A 16,896-nucleotide genomic window follows, 5' to 3' on the forward strand; every position below is an offset into this window, starting at 1 on the left:
GTGATATCCAACATGAGTTACTTGAAGTATGCGCGAATTTGTTACGTGCTGTTATTACTAGTCTCCTGTGTAGTATTGAATGGATGCATGAAGGGACAGCATTCTCCAGCAACAGAAACAAATCATGCGCTTTCTCTCCAAAATGACGATAAAACGGTTTCCTATTCGAAAAAGTTGGACACGTTAGTGAAAAAACTTCATATAGTCAACGATGAGAATAAGGATTCTGATATCAGACAAAACAAGCTTGAGGAGTTCACACAGGAACTTAATTTGTTGTTAAACGAGCCACAAAGTGTAGAGATGAAGGATGGAGAATTAGTAGAAAAGTTCGATAACAATCTCACTATCTTAACAAAATCGTTTCAGTTAAAAAGTGGGCAGCTAAACGTTAGGGTTATGAATTATAGAGCACCTAAAACGGTGACAGGTACGATCGGAGATAAATACACATTTATTCAGTGGTGGAGTTCGAGGCAACTTGTACACGCCCAGATGATTGAGGATGGCGGGCCAGAATTGACTACAGACTTTGTGGTTCGAGATTCAGACCAAGGAATACAGTTGTGGTTAGGGGGGCATGTCTCCATATATCATCCAGCCCCCGTATTTGTTGCTTTGTGGGAATTGTCTGGGCAAAAGTGGACGCAGGAAAGAATAGTAATAGATAAGATGAAGCTCCCTGATTTGTGGTATTTGAACAAGGATGTGAATGAGCCTATTATTTTCGAGAATCGACAACATGATAGCATGAGTATCGGAGTTTTAGACCACCGCGATGGTTTTTTAATAAACAGTGATCATTCTGATAAGAACATTACCATTGAGTTCTCTAGAAGTGGAGAAGTCTGTATTGATTCCGAATATAGCACCGCCTCGAATACTCATAGTGAACAGCAAAGCTATGAACTCATTCAAGAGAAATATTCAGAAAATGGGATCGTGATTAAATACCCTCAAATTACAAAACTCAAGGATATTGCAAAGCAAAAATCTTTAAATCAAATTCTTAAGATCGAAGCTTTAGAAGGATTACACGACTATGCGGATTCCAATTCTGGAGTCCATGTCGAAATTGATTATGAGATCAAACGACAAAGTGAACGATTCTTTAGCGTTCAATATACGGGTATTCGTTATGTGAAGGACGCAGCCTATCCTAGTCATATGTTTTATACGACGAACCTGGATATGAAGCAGGCTTCAAGAATAAAATTGAGGGATCTGGTAAAGGTCGAGAAACCTTTTATTGAGCTTATAAAAAGCGGGAAGATTACAGCTGTTCAGCCGGAGCAACAAGTATTAATCGGTGATTTCACAAAAGATGATTTGATTCAATTGTTAGCAAACGCGGATGTAACCAAAGGTTCGCCTGCGGAAGCAGAAATGGAATCGTTTAGTTATCTCACAAATGATTCGTTGGGGATGAGTGTACCTATGGCTCATGTAGTAGGGGACCATGCGGAGTATGAAATTCGTTTTGCACAAATTCCAGAGAATATCAGGCAGAATGAGGAACTATGGAGTGAGCTAAGTTCCGTTGAGGATCAGTCTGTTTCCACAGTTGGCAGTGAAAAATTGGATACCGACCAGTATGAAATTGAAGAGTCACAGTCTTTTCAAACTACTCTCGAGGGTTTTGGGAAAGTACGGTTTGTATCCACATATGGATATCCGGAAGGTCTTCGTAAATTCTTTTTCTTCCTTTTAGATGAGCAAGGACATATTATATATCCATTTCCCGAGTTCTACGGGAATCATGAGTGGGTCGCACGTTATGGAGGCGTAGAAGCGGTGGCCTTCAAGGATGTAAATAAGGATGGATTAAAGGATGTTATCATCATTAGCAGTGTGGATAACGGAATTCATGGATCTGGTAGAGTTGATCCATTTCCTATAGCAGGTATCTACTTTCAAAAGAAAAATAAAACCTTTACCACGCTCCCTGCACTGGATCAGGCCATCAACGATCAGGGGCATAATCAAACCATTAAAGATGTCATTCAATACGTAAGCAAACAACGGATAAGCGTAAACTAACCGACAAAAAGGGGCAGAGACATGGGATATCCAATCATCAAGTATAACGGAACTGTTCTATCTCTTAAAAATCCGAAAGTTAAAGTTGTACAGAAAATGAATGAGCATGTGAAAGTCTTTTTAACGGGTGTGTTAACCGGCACTCAAATGGAAGAGTATACGGATCATATGGAGGCAGGAGCTAAGTTAGTTGTTTCTTACCTGAATGATGATCAGAAACAGATTGTGTTGTTCCGGGGATTAGTCACGCAGTTCAGAATCAAGTTGGTGTCCAATGTAGCTTATTTGGTCGCCGAAGCCCTATCCTATACTAGCCAGCTGGATGAAGTGCCTCATAGACAATCCTTTCAAAATGTAAAAATGAAGCTACAGGCTTTGCTTGAACATGTCCTCAAATCATATCCTAAAGCCAATTGTACCAGTCGCTTAAAGGATCAGCTTTTACAGGAATTTACGATGCAATTCGATGAGACGGACTGGTCGTTTCTGAAACGTATAGCGTCTCGGCTTGGTTGGGGACTGATACCTGATCCGATAGGAGAGAACCCTCAGTTTTATTTTGGATTACCTGATGGTGTCCATAAAGGTGAGCTGAAACAGTATAACTACTCCTTGACCAGAAAAACCAAACCAGGGGCAAGCAAAGACGACAATCTTTTGTATTATAAAGTGCAAACGACGGGGCCGAAAGATGTCCTGCTACAAATTGGGGCTGAGGTTAAATTCAAAGGGAAAGCTTTATACGTCTTGCAGTCTGTTGCGTTTATACGACACAATTCCTTATGGCATGAATATGTGCTAACCACCTCTGATGGAATGAAGCAGGAACTGATTGTAAACGAGAACATTCGTGGCATATCATTGAAGTCGAAAGTGATTGGAATTGAACAGGATCATGTGAAGGTATTCTTTTATGAAATGGATAAGGTCAAGCCGAACGTTAAGGAAACCTTTGCTTTTCCATATGCTACATTTTATACATCGGAAGGGAATACGGGATGGTACTGCATGCCGGAGCTTTTTGACTTTGTAGATATCTACTTTCCGACCCATAACGAAAAAGACGCTACTGTAACCCACTCGATCCGAAAGAGATCTAAAGGGGGAGACTTTATTAAGGACCCGTCAACGAAAATATTTATGACCAAGTACCGCAAAGCTATTATATTTGAGAAAAATGAAATTTTAATCACGGGGAATGACGATGAAGTGGTGATTCGACTGCTGGATGACCATGGAATCGAACTGCGGAGTAAAAAGGACATCCGTGTTAAGGCTGACGGCAACTTAGTATTCAATGCGGGTAACACAATACAAGTCACAGCGAAGGATGCCATCGGTTTAAAATGTAAAACGAGTCTGGTAGAAATGGATGGTAACATCAAAATGACCGGAGAAAAGATAAAGACGCAATAACTAAAACCATCGTGAGAGGATAAAAAAGCATGGCTAAAGTAACTACTGGAGCAATCGTGAATGAGAAACCGCCTACCCAAGAAGATATGATCCAAGAGTGGAAACGTAAAATAAGCAGAGGCGAATATCCTTTTATTCATGTAACTAAGCATTAAGTGAAGAGTATTAAATATGTTTAGCAACAAGTAAATAAGGCTCCTAAGGAGCCTTATTTGAGTTTGATGATCTATACCCTTTTAGCACTGTTATGTAGCCGTAAAGGTGAATTTTATTAACTACATTTGTCATTGCATACTCTTTAGTACAACAAATTAAAAATGATGTTCATCTATACAATTTTCCCCTAACATACAGTTACAAAGACCTATTCTACATAACTATGTACTATGACCAGATATACTGTATCCAATGACTTTATACTTATTTTTCCTCTCGGCTATATCGCTCGCAAAAAGGATGCACTATAATTATACTACTTCTTAATTTGGGAAAAATTAGACTTTAACATAGATTACAAATATGTTGAAAGTGAAATGCTCGATGAGTATCCCTTCTCAGGAAGAAGGGGTCTTGTATTTGGGAACTTCACTGTCGATAAACCAATCTGGCCCAGAGACGTCGATCACTTCTTTGGTTTTATAATTATAGTAGATGGTAATTTTGTTGTCTTCGTGGCCTTTAATGTACCCATACAGATAGAGCCTGGAGTGGACAGCAGGATCATCCACAGCATAATCCTTTAATATGAAATCGGCATTATAATGTTCTTTAATAAAGTCCACGCCGATGGGAGTGGCGACGTCTACTAATTCTTGTTTCTCTTTGTCGGACAAGTTGGAACAACCTCCTAAATACATAACAACTAAAATAAGTGCCAGAATCAGTGGGGTTTTTCTGTTCAAGTTACAATTCTCCTTTTCTGGTAATCACCTTTTTCATAACTCTATAATATATTTACACAATAGACAAGGTGGGAATAACTTGACCTACATTAACGATAAAACATACTGGACCATTGCGGATAAAGTTTATGACCGAGAGTTGACTGCCAAAGATTCTAAAAGCAGAATTCTTCCTGACTGGAAGATTGTTGAGCCTGAAGGAGCTAAGCTGCATGATACGAACGGTTCTGGATTCGATGCGACTGTATTCCTTAACGAGAAGACCAATCAGGTGATCATCGGTTATAGGGGTACAGAACCTCCAGATCGCCCCAAATGGAGCGTGGCGATGGACTGGGGAACGGATATCAGCGATGTCGTCGGAGGGCGCGCGAAAACGTTGGAAGAAGTCCATCAATATTATGAAAATAATAAGGCAGAGGTGGCTAAACTCCCACCACAAGTGCAAAGTGCATTTCTTCAATATGAGGAAAAGTATCAGAATAATCAATTTACACAAGCTGAGAATCTATATGATGTCGTAAAAAAACAGTATCCCTCTGCTGAAATAACGACCACAGGCCATTCTCTAGGAGGAGCGGAGGCAGAATATGTGGCGGTGCGGAACGGACTGACATCAGTCGCTTATAATCCACCAAGTATTGTACATCTGTTACCGGATGATCTTCAAAAGAAGGTGGAAAATGGCGATTTTCGAAAGACGAATGTCGCTTATGTCAATCCGAAAGATACTATCGGTTCGGGAGCTAATGATGCACAGCCACATGGGGGTACAACCTACTTTATAGACAATGATTATAAGACGGCTAATAAAGCCAAAATCACTATTCCTGTTTCATTACCAGTCGAAAGAGAAAATAAGTGGGCTAACTTTTTTTGGGGGCCCAAATGGTCTCCCATTGTGTATGTCCCGATTACGTTGCCTATGATGCAGCAAGATCCTATTACAAAGTTCTATAATTCGGTAATGGGAGAAGCAACACATAGCATGGATCATTTCACATTTGATGAAAACGGCAATATAATCAATCCACTGTACACGATAGACGGTCAATTGGTGGAAGGCAATCCACGGGTGCAGGCGTACGAGCAAATGCTGGCCGCCCGAGCAGAACTCAAGGAAGTCATGGGCGATTTGGTTGAGCGCTACGGTGGACAAATGGGTGCTTTCGGGCAGTTTGCTGCTACTGCACTGGGAGTGAATATCCTGGGAGTAGGACAACAGCATGGTCGCTCCAATGGCGGTGCATATTTTGTGGGCAACAAAAATGGAGGCACAATTCAATTAACAACCGAAGAGCTAAAGCATGCGGCTAATCAGATGCGTTCCAGCTTGCATGGATTTTCTAGTGATACCCGTGCATCCATTCAGTTATTTCAGGCTCATATCGGAACAAGTGAAAGTCAGTCTTTGACCCCGCTTGCGCATAGTGCAACGGCAACACTGGATCGGATCAATCGCTGGTATCAGGAATCGATTACAGAGATAGCAGAGTATATAGATCGCAAGGGCCAGGAATTTACGATGGTGGATCAATAAAAAGAGCAGCTGGAAGAACACAACGGGAGGCAAAAGAGATGAGTAGAATATCTTTGAGCCTGGGGGATCTGCGTAGGGCTGTACAGCAGTGCGAGCAGCTAAAGCAAAGACTTCAGCATCAGGAGCAGCAGATGAGAAATATATATGGTCGTCTGCAAGACTGGAGGGGCGAATCGGCTGCTGAATTAACACGTAAAATGGAGACGTTTCTCCAAGGCACAACTGTACGAATACAGGAATTGGACGATCATAAAGAGCAGCTGAAACGTTATATTCGGAAAATGGAAGAAGCTGATCGGCGTGAGGAGAGACGCAAACGGGCTGCACAATGGTGATACAGGCGGACTGCAATAGTTAGGAGAACATCATGAAAGATCAAAATGCATTTGTCATTTTACTTATATTGAATATCGTTTATGGCTTAACGTTATTTGCCTATCCGGTCATGCTGATGGTGGTCGCATTTTCTTTCGATGCCCCAACAGCTGGAGATTATCTCATCAGTTATATTTTTGCCTATGTCATAATGAGCTACCCGATAGGAGTATTTATTTCATGGAGCTGTTGGTATTTTTATCATCGTTATGCTTTTAAGAAGGCGTATATCATAGCTAACTTTATGCTGCTGTGGCCAGCTACTCTTGTAGTGTCCTCGTGGATTCAATCGGCTTTTTCTTGAAGGGGTTCCCATCTGGCCCAGTCAGCTACATAACATAAAAAAAACCGTACAATCGCTAGGGGACTCCCGCGGGGTACGGTTAAATGCGTTTAAATAAAAACTACATATATAGTAGAAGAAAAAAATATTCTCCCAGAGTGGTGACGATAACGCCTTTGTAGTCTGCTTTAATTTTCCTGCGGGGAATATAGTATCGTTCGGAAGCTTAAGGGTTAGACGAAAAAAGTGTAAAAATGTTGAAAAGCTACAAAGTTCGACATATTGTTCGCTTTTTCGCATCATATGTTATTGTATTAGGGATTTTTATTGCTATTTATCATATATTTATGTATAATCTATCGTGTTGAAAGATTGATTGTACGTAATATGCTGATGAGGGTGGGTTCATGACGCTGCTCGACAGTAATGAAAGCAAGAAGCGGATGTGCCAGATTTACAACGAAATTTCAAAGGAACTGTTCGGCTTCGGGACCACGCTACTGCGGGCCACCGTTGAGAACAACATTGTTACCTTTGTGGCGAAGCACCGGCGTTCTCCACGCTCTGCGGCATTGGAAGTGGAAGCCCCCGGCTTGAAGCTGGAAGTGGATTTCCGAATGTCCATGCTGTATAAGAAGAGACTTCGCGAGAAGCTGATTGAGGATATGGGGCTCGATATTGAAGCTCTACTGCGCGACTATGATTCAGCAACGCAGTGGGCAATCACGAACATCATACTGAAGGAATCCTAATACAATTGGATATTCGGCTTTTCGCTTCGGATCTATCTGAGGGGAGAACCTGTTATAACGCGCAGCGGGACCAACTTATTCTTTGTTTACGAAGAAAAGTATTCTTGTTTTACAAGAGTACTTTTCTTTTTTGTGTTATCAGGTTCGCAGAATGAATAAATAGGGGGAGTTTCAAATGAAAAAATGGTTTAAAGGGTTCATGGCTTTGACCTTGGCATCTGTTGTGCTTGCAGGTTGCGGCAGCAATGCTACCGGAGGTCAGGAAGATGGAAAAGGCAGCTCGGCTGATGGAAAGAAGAAGCTAATCATTTCCACATGGGGCTTCTCCGAAGACTTCTTTAACAAAGAAGTGTACGAGCCTTTTGAGAAGGAACACAACGTTGATATTGTAGTGGAGATTGGAAATAACGCAGAACGGTTGAACAAAATTAGCCAAGGAAGCACAGACGTTGATCTGATTTATCTGTCTGATTATTATGCCCAACAGGGGATTCAACAAGGTTTGTTTGAAAAGCTGGATCGCAGCAAAGTGCCGAACCTGAATCAAATTTATGACATTGCCAAAGCACCGCTGGGTGAGGAGTATGGCCCTGCTTATACGGTTGGCCGCCTCGGTATTGCTTACAACCCGGAGCTGGTTAAAAAGAATGTGACCTCTTGGGCTGATCTGTGGGGCAGTGAGTTCAAAGGAAACGTGACCCTGCCGAACATTACGGCTACGGCTGGACCGATGGTTGTAGACGCGGCCTCCAAGGTAGCGGGTAGTAAAGAGTTTAATGAAGACCAGGCATTCGGGAAACTGAAAGAGCTGAGTCCGAATATCGTTAAGTTTTATAGCAAAACCTCCGAGTTCGTCAACATGTTCAGTCAGCAGGAAATCGCGGGCGGACCGATTATGGAGATGTACTTCAAAGATTTGCAGGCAGCTGTGCCTGGAGCCAAATTTGTAGCACCGAGTGAAGGTGCTTATGCAGTAATGAACACGATCAACGTGGTGAAAGGCTCCGACCAAAAAGAATTGGCTGAGGAATTTATCAACTGGCAGCTGAGCAAGGAAGTTCAAGAGAAGTCCGCCAAGGCGAAGGTTGATTCTCCGGTGAATACGCAGGTGGTGCTGTCCGGTGCGGATACAGAAGGAATTACGTATGGTACAGATGTGGTAAACAAGCTGACCAAGCTGGATATGAAATTCGTCAATGACCATATCAAGGAATGGACGGATCGCTGGAACCGGGAAGTTGCCCAATAATGAAAAAAGTCATATTAGATGTAGATACAGGTATTGACGATGCGCTGGGTATTTTATTAGCCACCAAAAGCGGCCAGCTGGACGTTACAGCGATTACTACCGTGTGCGGTAATGTATCGCTTAAACAGGCAACATTGAACACATGCAAAATCCTCGATCTTTTGGATAGACCGGATATTCCGGTCTATCGGGGGGCCGATGCTCCCTTGATCCGTAAAGGATTGCATGAGCACCGTATTCATGGGGAAGACGGTATTGGGGGCGCATTGAGTGGAGTTGTCCCTGCCATTTCGGCGTCCGAAGGCTTTGCGCCAGACATCATCATTGATACAGTCATGGCTCATCCGGGAGAACTGACGCTGGTTTGCACCGGGCCGCTCACGAATCTGGCGTTGGCGCTTCTGAAATGTCCGGAGTTGACGCAATACGTCAATGAGGTCATTTTTATGGGCGGTGTTATTTACGGGTGCGGCAATATTACGCCTGTAGCAGAATATAACATGTATGCTGACCCGGAAGCGGCGCGGATCGTATTTCATGCCGGATTTGGGCGGTTGGTACAGGTGGGACTGGATGTAACACGGAAGGCACTGCTGACGACGGACCATATTGCCCGTCTCACCGATCCGGCGATTCGCAGCTATGTGGCTGAAAGCACGGCCATTTATACCAAGCGTTATGAGGAACGTAACGGAGTAAAAGCGTGTGCGCTTCATGATCCGCTTGCTGTAGGCGTTGCGCTGAATTCGAGGCTGGTGGAAACTTCGCTAATGTATGTCGATGTGGAAACCTCCAGCCGTATATGTGACGGACAAACGGTGGGCGATGTACAGAATCGTCTCAATCATAGCCCGAACATGAACGTGTGCGAACAGGTGGAAAGCGAGGCATTTCTGGAACTATTTATTCAGGTGCTGAACAAGGAATAACATATTGATAACCGCAAGGAGCTACCCATGAAGAAAACATACTTGTATTGGCTGCTGCTGCCAGGTCTGCTCTTTCTGGCGGTGTTCATGGTCATTCCGATTGTGTTAACGATCGGCTCGACCTTCGTACAGAACAGCTCATTCACCCTAGAAGGCTATCTCCATTTCTTCAAGGACCCTTATTTTCTGAAAATATTGCTGACTACGCTGGAAGTCAGTATCGTTACGACGCTCGTATGCGTGCTACTCGGCTTCCCGACGGCTTATTATATTTCGCAAAAGGCCCCGCGCCGTAAAGGAATTTTGCTGGCGCTGGCTATCTTTCCCTTGCTGACCAGTCCGGTGGTGCGGTCATTTAGCTGGATGGTCATCTTGGGTCGCAAAGGGCTGTTGAATAACGTGCTCATCGGTTTAGGACTCATTGATGAGCCGCTCAATATTTTGTATACCCCGGCGGCGATGATTATTGGTCTGGTGCATTTGTTTTTACCGCTGATGATTATTTCACTGATCGGTGTTCTCGAAAATATCGACGGTGATCTCGTCCATGCAGCTCAGAGTCTCGGTGCCTCCAAATTCAGCGCATTCCGTAAAATTGTATTTCCTCTGTCTGTGCCGGGCCTGATTATCGGAAGCATTCTCGTTTTCGTGGGCAGTCTGACGGCTTATACGACACCAGCACTACTTGGAGGAAAACAGCGCGTCATTGCTACATTTTTGTATCAGAACGCAATGACGCTGAATGACTGGTTTCTCGCCTCCGTTATTGCAACGATTATGATTGTCATTACATTTATCGTGGTCGGTCTCTTAAATAAGGCGGCCCATAAACTCAATCCGAAGGGGTAGGTGGATATGCGGGAGAAACATTACGGACTAGGCTTCTTTAGCCTGCTGGTCTTCGTCTTTCTGCTCGGTCCGCTGTTGATCATATCGGTCACTTCTTTCGAGCCGGGCACGGTATTAAAATTTCCTCCGCAGGGCTTTTCCTTGCGCTGGTATCAAAATATTTTTGAAGTAGACCTGTTTATGTCCACATTCAAAACGTCGATTGTCGTCTCTCTGCTGGGTAACATTTTGGCGCTGCTGATCGGCATGCCTGCCGCTTATGCGCTTAGTCGTTTTTCGTTTCACGGGAAGGATGCGCTGAACGCCTTGTTCCTCTCCCCGCTGCTCATACCGGGTATTGTGCTGGGCTTTACACTGCTGCGTTATCTGATCATTGTTTATCATTTGCCGGTATACGCAGGACTGTTGATCGGACATACGGTGATTATGCTGCCGTTCATTATACGGGTCATTGCGTCCAGCTTGTCCAACTTTGATTTTGCGATTGAGGAAGCAGCGCTCAGTTTGGGAGCCGGACGGCTGGAAACCTTTTTCAAAGTGGTTCTGCCCAACATCCGTTCGGGTATTATTGCGGCCATCCTGATTGCCTTTCTGGAATCATTCAACAATGTCGACATTTCCGTCTTCATGACAGGACCGGGATTCAGCACCCTGCCTATTCAAATGCTGACCTACGTCGAAAATTATTTTGACCCGACGATTGCAGCGATTTCGGTAATGCTGATGATTTTGACCGGTATTCTGATGTTCTTGATTGAACGACTGATGGGATTGTCTTACTTCACTAAAAGGTAATGGAGGCTTCAACCATATGGCACTGCTTGCTCTGGATCGTGTATCGGTCGCTTATGACAACCAACTGATCTTGCAGGATTTCGATTTGCAGCTCGAACGGGGGCAATTGCTCTCGTTGCTCGGACCGAGTGGATGCGGCAAAACGACCACGCTTCGTCTGATTGCAGGATTTCTCGAAGCTAAACAAGGGACGTTTTTGTTTGGCGATAAAGATTACACCCGGGTTCCGGTGAACAAACGGAATTTCGGTTTTGTATTCCAAAGCTATGCGCTTTTCCCGCATTTGTCCGTTTTTGATAATGTTGCCTTTGGACTGCGGCTGCGCAAGGTGAAGGAAGATGATATAAAACGCCGTGTTATGGCTATGCTGGATACAGTTAGTCTGGGGGGCTTTGAAAAGCGTTTCCCCGGCGAACTGTCCGGTGGACAGCGTCAGCGTGTTGCGATTGCGCGGGCGCTTGTGATTGAACCTGACCTGCTGCTGTTCGATGAACCGCTGAGTAATCTGGATGCGAACCTGCGTGTGAATATGCGTGTAGAAATTCGCCGTATTCAACAGGAATTGGGGATTACCACTGTATACGTATCGCATGATCAGGAGGAATGTTTTTCGATTTCTGACCGAGTTGCGATTATGAACAAGGGGAATATCGAGCAGTTGGATGCGCCATCAACGATTTTTAAATATCCAACCACCGAATTTGTCGCCCGTTTTATCGGATTCAATAATTTCTTGTCCTTTGACGAACGCGTTGAGGAGGAGGAACGAATTCGCCTGAGTACAAGCGATCTTTCGTTTAGTGTGGCCCGTAATCAGGGTACAGTCCAGCCGGGTGCCCGTCAGGGGGCTATTCGTCCGGATGATTTGGTTATCCGCACAGCAGGCAATGAGACGGGAGAAAATGAGCTTCCCGGCATCATTAAAGTGAGCACTTACCTGGGGCGCAGCTATCAGTATGTGGTAGAAACGGCGAAAGGAAGCTTCACCGCCAATCAGGAGATGGACACGCCGTACCTGAGCGGTCAACGGATTACCCTGCATTTTCCGGCAGATAAAATGGTGCTGGTCCAGTAATCAGCGGGTTCGATGAAGGAGATACATCATGCGTGCAGACAAAATGATTTTACAAGTTAAAGTGTATAACAGCTATTACAAGACGTTCGAGGAAGGCAATGTTGCTATACTTGACGGCAAGTTTATGTATATCGGTCAGCGTGGCCTGGAGTCGTTTGAAGTGAATGAAATTGTAGAAGGGCACGGGAAATATATGATTCCCGGCCTGATCGACATTCATCTCCATATTGAAAGCACAATGGTGACACCGGCGACCTTTTCCTATGGACTCATTCGCAACGGCGTGACGACGATTGTACCGGAACCGCACGAAATGGCGAATGTTTTTGGATTGGAAGGCATTCAGGAAATGATGGCGGCCAGCAAGGAGTGCGTGGCTGATATGTTCTACGGTATTCCAAGCTCCGTTCCGGCGACGCCTTTGGAAACCTCAGGGGGCGAGATTGATATTCCTGAGATTGACGCACTGTTGCAAACCGGTGAGATGATCTGTCTGGGTGAAATTATGAACTATGTGGATGTGATTCGTGATCCGGAGGGCAAGACCAACCGTATTTTACGCCATGTTCGTGAGCACTACCCGGAGCTGATCATTGAAGGGCATACGCCGCAGTTGCTTGATCTGGACCTGCATCAGTTGATCTACGCGGGAATTGGCTCGGACCATACCCACCAAAGCATTGAAGGCATGAAGGCGCGTATGGCTGCGGGGATGTTCATCGAGATTCAGGAAAAATCCATGACCCCTGAAGTGATGGAGTATTTGATTCAAGAAGACGTGGCGCAGCATTTTTGCTTTGTAACGGATGATGTGATGCCGGATTCCTTCGTAGAGCGTGGGCATCTGAACCATATTGTAAGCAAAGCAATCGGGATGGGCATGAAGCCTGAGAATGCGATCTATGCTGCTACGTTCACGCCTGCGACACGGATGCGTATGCACGACCGGGGCACGATTGCACCGGGGAAAATAGCTGATTTTGTCTTGTTGTCTGACCTGAGCCATTTTGAAGTAGAGCAGGTGTACAAGGACGGGCAAAAGGTATTCGATAAATTTGAGGAGTATCATCAAGATTCGTTAAGCTGCCGTTTTCCACCTCATTTTTACCAAAGTGTAAAGCTGAAGCCTCTCACAGAGCGGGATTTTACCGTAGAGCTGGATGTAGCGGATGGTACACATCATTGCCGTATTATGATGGTGAAGGACGGATCGACCTTTACGAGCGAACGTATTGCGCCTGAGCAGGTGGCGAATGGTGAGCTGATGTGGGAACAGAGCGAACACGGACTTATCGCTACTTTTGAGCGATATGGCAAGAATGGTAACCGTGCCTATGGTTTGATCGGGGGAGACACGATTAAGCGCGGGGCGGTGGCAACCACGTATTCGCACGATAACCATAACTTGCTGGTTGTAGGGCATAACAAGCAGGATATGATATTGGCGGCGAATACGGTTCTTTCCAGTCAAGGCGGCTTTTGCGTAGTTGAAAATGGCAAGGTGCTGTCCCTTTTGCCGTTAACCGTAGGCGGGATTCTAACAGAAGGACCGCTAGAAATGGTGGCGGCCCATGTGAAGGAGCTGCGTTCTGCCTTGCTGTCGCTCGGTTACCGCCATTACAATCCAATCATGTCGCTGAGCACTCATTCTTTGCCGGTCAGCCCGGCTTTGAAAATTACCGATCACGGCCTGATTGATGTAAACGCGGGCAAGATTGTACCTTTGATTGTGGACCCTTTGGAGATAAAAGAATAATAGTAGAGCCGACCCTCTTACGGGTCGGCTCTTTTTGTCGTGGTCAGTTTTATGATTGAAGCGCTCGAATTTCAGCTTCCGACAAACCGGACGCTTTGGCGATAATATCTATATCTAAGCCTAAACGGAGCATATTTCGTGCAATTTCAGCCTGACTTTCTGCTTTACCCTCTGCCTTGCCTTCTTCTTTTGCTCCTTCAATCATGGATGCCTCATCATGTAGATACCGTTGTCTTGCTTCATACTGAAGACGGGCTTCCCGATCCTGACTTAGGAATTCCAAGGTATTCATCGCTTTTTTCAGTACAGGCTCGTTCATGGTCAGCACCTCCCATTGTGATGGATTCGCTCCTTTTAGAAACAAAAGCCAGTTTACCAATCATATAAGATGATCTTAAAAAGTTACCTATAGTGCCACTCCGCAGACAGATGGTGCTTCCCATCGCCACCGCCCCCGGATTTCCGGAACAAAGCTTATAATCAGGGGAGAAATCCGGGGACAAAAGCGACCGCTTCGCTTGCACAGCACCATTCTATCTACTCCGTTTTCTATGTGAATTTTCAAGTTCAAAACTTAAAGAAAAAGATCTTTGCGAAAATCAAGAAGATATTCCATTTATATCAAACCTTTTTTTAATCTATTATACCATGTCATCCAGTGAGCAAGCACATATTGAGCAGCACTTTGGCAAGCCAGATTTTTTAACGTCAATAACCAGGAACGAGAAAATCGTGTAGTTGGGTGATCACATCCAATTTTCCCCGTGTGGTAGGGTTCATGAGTATATAAAGGAGATATATTCTGAACTGGTGCTTTAACAGACAAAATTAACATCTTCTATACTCGTATTGATGTAACCTATGTATAACGCGTTGACGGCTTGCAGGGATACAGACTACATTTAGGCTGATATATACTATAACTATTCCGATAAGATTTTAGGAGAGTGTTCAATAATGACTCGTGCTTTTGATGGTCTTGTAGTGCCGGACGCGTTGGAAACGGATTTGATTGCATTTCGAAGGGAATTGCATCGTTACCCGGAAGTTTTGTTTGAGGTGGAACGGACGGCTGCGTACATAGCGGAGCTTCTCCAAAGCTGGGGGCTGGAGGTACAGACAGAGGTCGGGAAGCATTTTGGTAAAGGAGTAGTTGGTATATTGCGCGGAACACAGGCCGGGGATACGGTGCTACTGCGTGCGGATATAGATGCTTTGCCTGTAACAGAGCAAAACACCGCCGATTATATCTCCATGATCCCCGGAGTCATGCACGCGTGCGGGCATGATGCACATACGGCGATGCTGTTGGGAGCCGCTCAGGTGCTTAGTCATAATCGAGATCAGGTTCGAGGTACGATTAAGTTTGTTTTTCAGCCAGCAGAGGAGGGGGCGTTGGTGTCTCCCCTGGATGGCAGGCTGATTAGTGGAGGAAAGGATCTGATCGAAGATGGTGTGCTGGAGGATGTAAAGACAGTGTTTGCCATGCACGTATGGCCTGATTTCCCTGTAGGAACGATTGGATTTCATCCGCACACGGCTATGGCCGCTTCTTCTCATTTTACAATCCGGTTTGCCGGACTTTCGGGACATCACAGCACGCCCCATCTTTCCTCAGATGCTATAATTATGGTCGCTCAATTTATCACGGATATTAAAATATTCATGTCCACCGCCATCGATCCGCAGGAAGCGGCTGTCCTATCTTTCGGTACACTGCAAGCAGGCAGCGCCAAAAATGTCATCGCAGGTCACAGCGAAATTACAGGAACCTTCCGGGCTTTTCGTACAGAGACGGTTGAACGGATCACCCAAGCGATTGCGGATCGTGCGAACAGTATTGCATCTTTACATGGCGGCTCCGCACATATTGTGCAACGAACAGGAACGGTTCTTCACAACGACCCTGTGGTCGTACAAGCTGCAGTGCGCGCGGCAGGGAAAGTCTTTGGAGTGGAAAGTACGGAAGTGCTGGATGCTCCCTTTTTAGCCGGGGAGGATTTTGCGCTCTATACACAGCAGGTTCCCGGCGTATTCGGTTTTATCGGGATAAGCGCACCAGGTACACAGCAAGCGTATCCGCTGCACCATCCCCAATTTGATATCGACGAACGAGCCTTGATTCTTGGGGCGCGTATGCATATAGAATTTGCGTTGCAAGTATTGAACGATACGAAAGGTAAACAAATTTTCAAAGGACCTGACACTTCACGTAATCTTCATGATTAAGGCCTAATAAGCTCTTGCAAATAACTGACCTAATGTTATAATTAAAACAGGATTTAGATTAAGTCTAAATTAATTACTGAATATTTATTGGAATCACGCATGGGATTTGCAGGTTAATCAAACACTAATGTCACGGGAATTCAGGCTTCACTCCAACTAAACTATGGATGAACATGAGAGGGGAATTACACATGAGTACATTAAATCATACGAACGCTCAACCTACACAAGAGGCTATTCAAGAATTGCATAAGGCTTTGAACCGTCAGGTAGCTACCTGGTCGGTGTTGTACACGAAGCTGCATTATTTCCACTGGTACGTAAAAGGACCTCATTTCTTCACACTGCACGCAAAATTTGAAGAGCTTTATAATGAAGCGACAGCTAACCTGGATATGATTGCTGAACGTTTGCTGGCCATTGGAGGCCGTCCTGCCGCTACCTTGAAGGAGCATTTGCAACTGGCAGCCATTCAGGAGTCAGCAGGTGAGCAGACAGCCGAGGATATGGTAAAATCCGTGGTTACGGATTTCAAAACCATCACTACTGAGCTGGCTAATGGCATGGAAGCAGCGGATGCGGCACATGACAAAGCGACTGAGGATCTTCTTAATGGCTTGAGAGAAGCGGTGGATAAACATATCTGGATGCTCAATGCATATTTGGGATAAGATTTTGGGAGGGATTCCCATGGATATGAAGATCA

General features: G+C 44.9%; 16 protein-coding genes and 1 pseudogene. 15 read left to right on the forward strand and 2 right to left on the reverse strand.

Annotated elements, in window-relative coordinates; all coding sequences use genetic code 11:
- The first annotated feature begins 12 nt into the window (after positions 1 to 12).
- Genes QD47_RS00975 through QD47_RS33660 form a run of 3 tightly spaced genes read left to right on the forward strand, consistent with a single transcriptional unit; the run spans position 13 to position 3,611 of the window.
- Positions 13 to 2,040: a polysaccharide deacetylase family protein gene (locus tag QD47_RS00975; protein ID WP_044644344.1), complete on the forward strand. Its 2,028-nt coding sequence runs from the start codon at positions 13 to 15 to the stop codon at positions 2,038 to 2,040.
- A gap of 21 nt (positions 2,041 to 2,061) precedes the next feature.
- Positions 2,062 to 3,456, forward strand: a complete 1,395-nt coding sequence (locus QD47_RS00980) for a hypothetical protein (RefSeq protein ID WP_044644345.1) — start codon at positions 2,062 to 2,064, stop codon at positions 3,454 to 3,456.
- Positions 3,457 to 3,485: 29 nt separating this feature from the next.
- The gene (locus QD47_RS33660; RefSeq protein WP_268794219.1) at positions 3,486 to 3,611 is read left to right on the forward strand and encodes a hypothetical protein; all 126 of its coding nucleotides are present in this window, start codon (positions 3,486 to 3,488) and stop codon (positions 3,609 to 3,611) included.
- A gap of 399 nt (positions 3,612 to 4,010) precedes the next feature.
- Here the strand turns inward: QD47_RS33660 and QD47_RS00985 are convergent, their stop codons facing one another.
- On the reverse strand, positions 4,011 to 4,358 hold the full coding sequence (locus QD47_RS00985) for a hypothetical protein (RefSeq protein WP_044644346.1): 348 nt from the start codon (positions 4,356 to 4,358) through the stop codon (positions 4,011 to 4,013).
- Positions 4,359 to 4,437: 79 nt separating this feature from the next.
- Here QD47_RS00985 and QD47_RS00990 point away from each other — a divergent pair, with 79 nt between their 5' ends.
- From QD47_RS00990 to QD47_RS01035, 10 genes are all read left to right on the forward strand, one after another.
- Complete coding sequence (locus QD47_RS00990) at positions 4,438 to 5,898, forward strand: lipase family protein (RefSeq protein WP_044644347.1); 1,461 nt, start codon at positions 4,438 to 4,440, stop codon at positions 5,896 to 5,898.
- A gap of 38 nt (positions 5,899 to 5,936) precedes the next feature.
- Entirely contained in the window at positions 5,937 to 6,233 is a 297-nt protein-coding gene (locus QD47_RS00995; RefSeq protein WP_014278615.1) for a WXG100 family type VII secretion target, read from the forward strand.
- Between the two features lie 32 nt (positions 6,234 to 6,265).
- Complete coding sequence (locus QD47_RS01000) at positions 6,266 to 6,577, forward strand: hypothetical protein (protein WP_028540768.1); 312 nt, start codon at positions 6,266 to 6,268, stop codon at positions 6,575 to 6,577.
- A gap of 386 nt (positions 6,578 to 6,963) precedes the next feature.
- Positions 6,964 to 7,308, forward strand: a complete 345-nt coding sequence (locus QD47_RS01005; RefSeq protein WP_014278613.1) for a hypothetical protein — start codon at positions 6,964 to 6,966, stop codon at positions 7,306 to 7,308.
- A 175-nt stretch (positions 7,309 to 7,483) separates the two neighbouring features.
- On the forward strand, positions 7,484 to 8,557 hold the full coding sequence (locus tag QD47_RS01010) for an ABC transporter substrate-binding protein (RefSeq protein ID WP_044644348.1): 1,074 nt from the start codon (positions 7,484 to 7,486) through the stop codon (positions 8,555 to 8,557).
- A complete protein-coding gene (locus tag QD47_RS01015) occupies positions 8,557 to 9,486 on the forward strand; it encodes a nucleoside hydrolase (protein ID WP_044644349.1) in 930 nt (309 codons plus the stop codon). Before QD47_RS01010 ends, QD47_RS01015 begins: the two co-directional genes overlap by 1 nt.
- Before the next feature lie 27 nt (positions 9,487 to 9,513).
- A complete protein-coding gene (locus QD47_RS01020) occupies positions 9,514 to 10,335 on the forward strand; it encodes an ABC transporter permease (protein WP_044644350.1) in 822 nt (273 codons plus the stop codon).
- 6 nt (positions 10,336 to 10,341) lie between these two features.
- Positions 10,342 to 11,130, forward strand: coding sequence for an ABC transporter permease (locus tag QD47_RS01025; protein ID WP_044644351.1), 789 nt, complete (start codon positions 10,342 to 10,344; stop codon positions 11,128 to 11,130).
- 16 nt (positions 11,131 to 11,146) lie between these two features.
- On the forward strand, positions 11,147 to 12,205 hold the full coding sequence (locus QD47_RS01030; protein WP_044644352.1) for an ABC transporter ATP-binding protein: 1,059 nt from the start codon (positions 11,147 to 11,149) through the stop codon (positions 12,203 to 12,205).
- Between the two features lie 28 nt (positions 12,206 to 12,233).
- Positions 12,234 to 13,961, forward strand: a complete 1,728-nt coding sequence (locus QD47_RS01035) for an adenine deaminase C-terminal domain-containing protein (RefSeq protein ID WP_044644353.1) — start codon at positions 12,234 to 12,236, stop codon at positions 13,959 to 13,961.
- A 49-nt stretch (positions 13,962 to 14,010) separates the two neighbouring features.
- Here the strand turns inward: QD47_RS01035 and QD47_RS01040 are convergent.
- Positions 14,011 to 14,340: pseudogene (locus QD47_RS01040) on the reverse strand (Rpn family recombination-promoting nuclease/putative transposase); the annotation flags it as partial.
- A gap of 578 nt (positions 14,341 to 14,918) precedes the next feature.
- On the opposite strand from QD47_RS01040, the gene QD47_RS01045 reads away from it, so the two are divergent.
- Positions 14,919 to 16,190: a M20 metallopeptidase family protein gene (locus QD47_RS01045; RefSeq protein ID WP_044644355.1), complete on the forward strand. Its 1,272-nt coding sequence runs from the start codon at positions 14,919 to 14,921 to the stop codon at positions 16,188 to 16,190.
- A gap of 191 nt (positions 16,191 to 16,381) precedes the next feature.
- Positions 16,382 to 16,861, forward strand: coding sequence for a Dps family protein (locus tag QD47_RS01050; protein ID WP_044644356.1), 480 nt, complete (start codon positions 16,382 to 16,384; stop codon positions 16,859 to 16,861).
- The last annotated feature ends 35 nt before the right edge of the window (positions 16,862 to 16,896 follow it).

The organism is Paenibacillus terrae (assembly GCF_000943545.1).
In the GTDB taxonomy this organism is placed as follows: Bacteria; Bacillota; Bacilli; order Paenibacillales; family Paenibacillaceae; genus Paenibacillus; species Paenibacillus terrae_A.

Coding starts and splice junctions, on each gene's coding strand:
- QD47_RS01030 (WP_044644352.1), top strand. CDS start 11,147: ATGGCACTGCTTGCTCTGGATCGTGTATCGGTCGCTTATGACAACCAA.
- QD47_RS01035 (WP_044644353.1), top strand. CDS start 12,234: ATGCGTGCAGACAAAATGATTTTACAAGTTAAAGTGTATAACAGCTAT.
- QD47_RS01010 (WP_044644348.1), top strand. CDS start 7,484: ATGAAAAAATGGTTTAAAGGGTTCATGGCTTTGACCTTGGCATCTGTT.
- QD47_RS00975 (WP_044644344.1), top strand. CDS start 13: ATGAGTTACTTGAAGTATGCGCGAATTTGTTACGTGCTGTTATTACTA.
- QD47_RS01020 (WP_044644350.1), top strand. CDS start 9,514: ATGAAGAAAACATACTTGTATTGGCTGCTGCTGCCAGGTCTGCTCTTT.
- QD47_RS00980 (WP_044644345.1), top strand. CDS start 2,062: ATGGGATATCCAATCATCAAGTATAACGGAACTGTTCTATCTCTTAAA.
- QD47_RS01045 (WP_044644355.1), top strand. CDS start 14,919: ATGACTCGTGCTTTTGATGGTCTTGTAGTGCCGGACGCGTTGGAAACG.
- QD47_RS01050 (WP_044644356.1), top strand. CDS start 16,382: ATGAGTACATTAAATCATACGAACGCTCAACCTACACAAGAGGCTATT.
- QD47_RS01005 (WP_014278613.1), top strand. CDS start 6,964: ATGACGCTGCTCGACAGTAATGAAAGCAAGAAGCGGATGTGCCAGATT.
- QD47_RS01000 (WP_028540768.1), top strand. CDS start 6,266: ATGAAAGATCAAAATGCATTTGTCATTTTACTTATATTGAATATCGTT.
- QD47_RS01015 (WP_044644349.1), top strand. CDS start 8,557: ATGAAAAAAGTCATATTAGATGTAGATACAGGTATTGACGATGCGCTG.
- QD47_RS01025 (WP_044644351.1), top strand. CDS start 10,342: ATGCGGGAGAAACATTACGGACTAGGCTTCTTTAGCCTGCTGGTCTTC.
- QD47_RS00995 (WP_014278615.1), top strand. CDS start 5,937: ATGAGTAGAATATCTTTGAGCCTGGGGGATCTGCGTAGGGCTGTACAG.
- QD47_RS33660 (WP_268794219.1), top strand. CDS start 3,486: ATGGCTAAAGTAACTACTGGAGCAATCGTGAATGAGAAACCGCCTACC.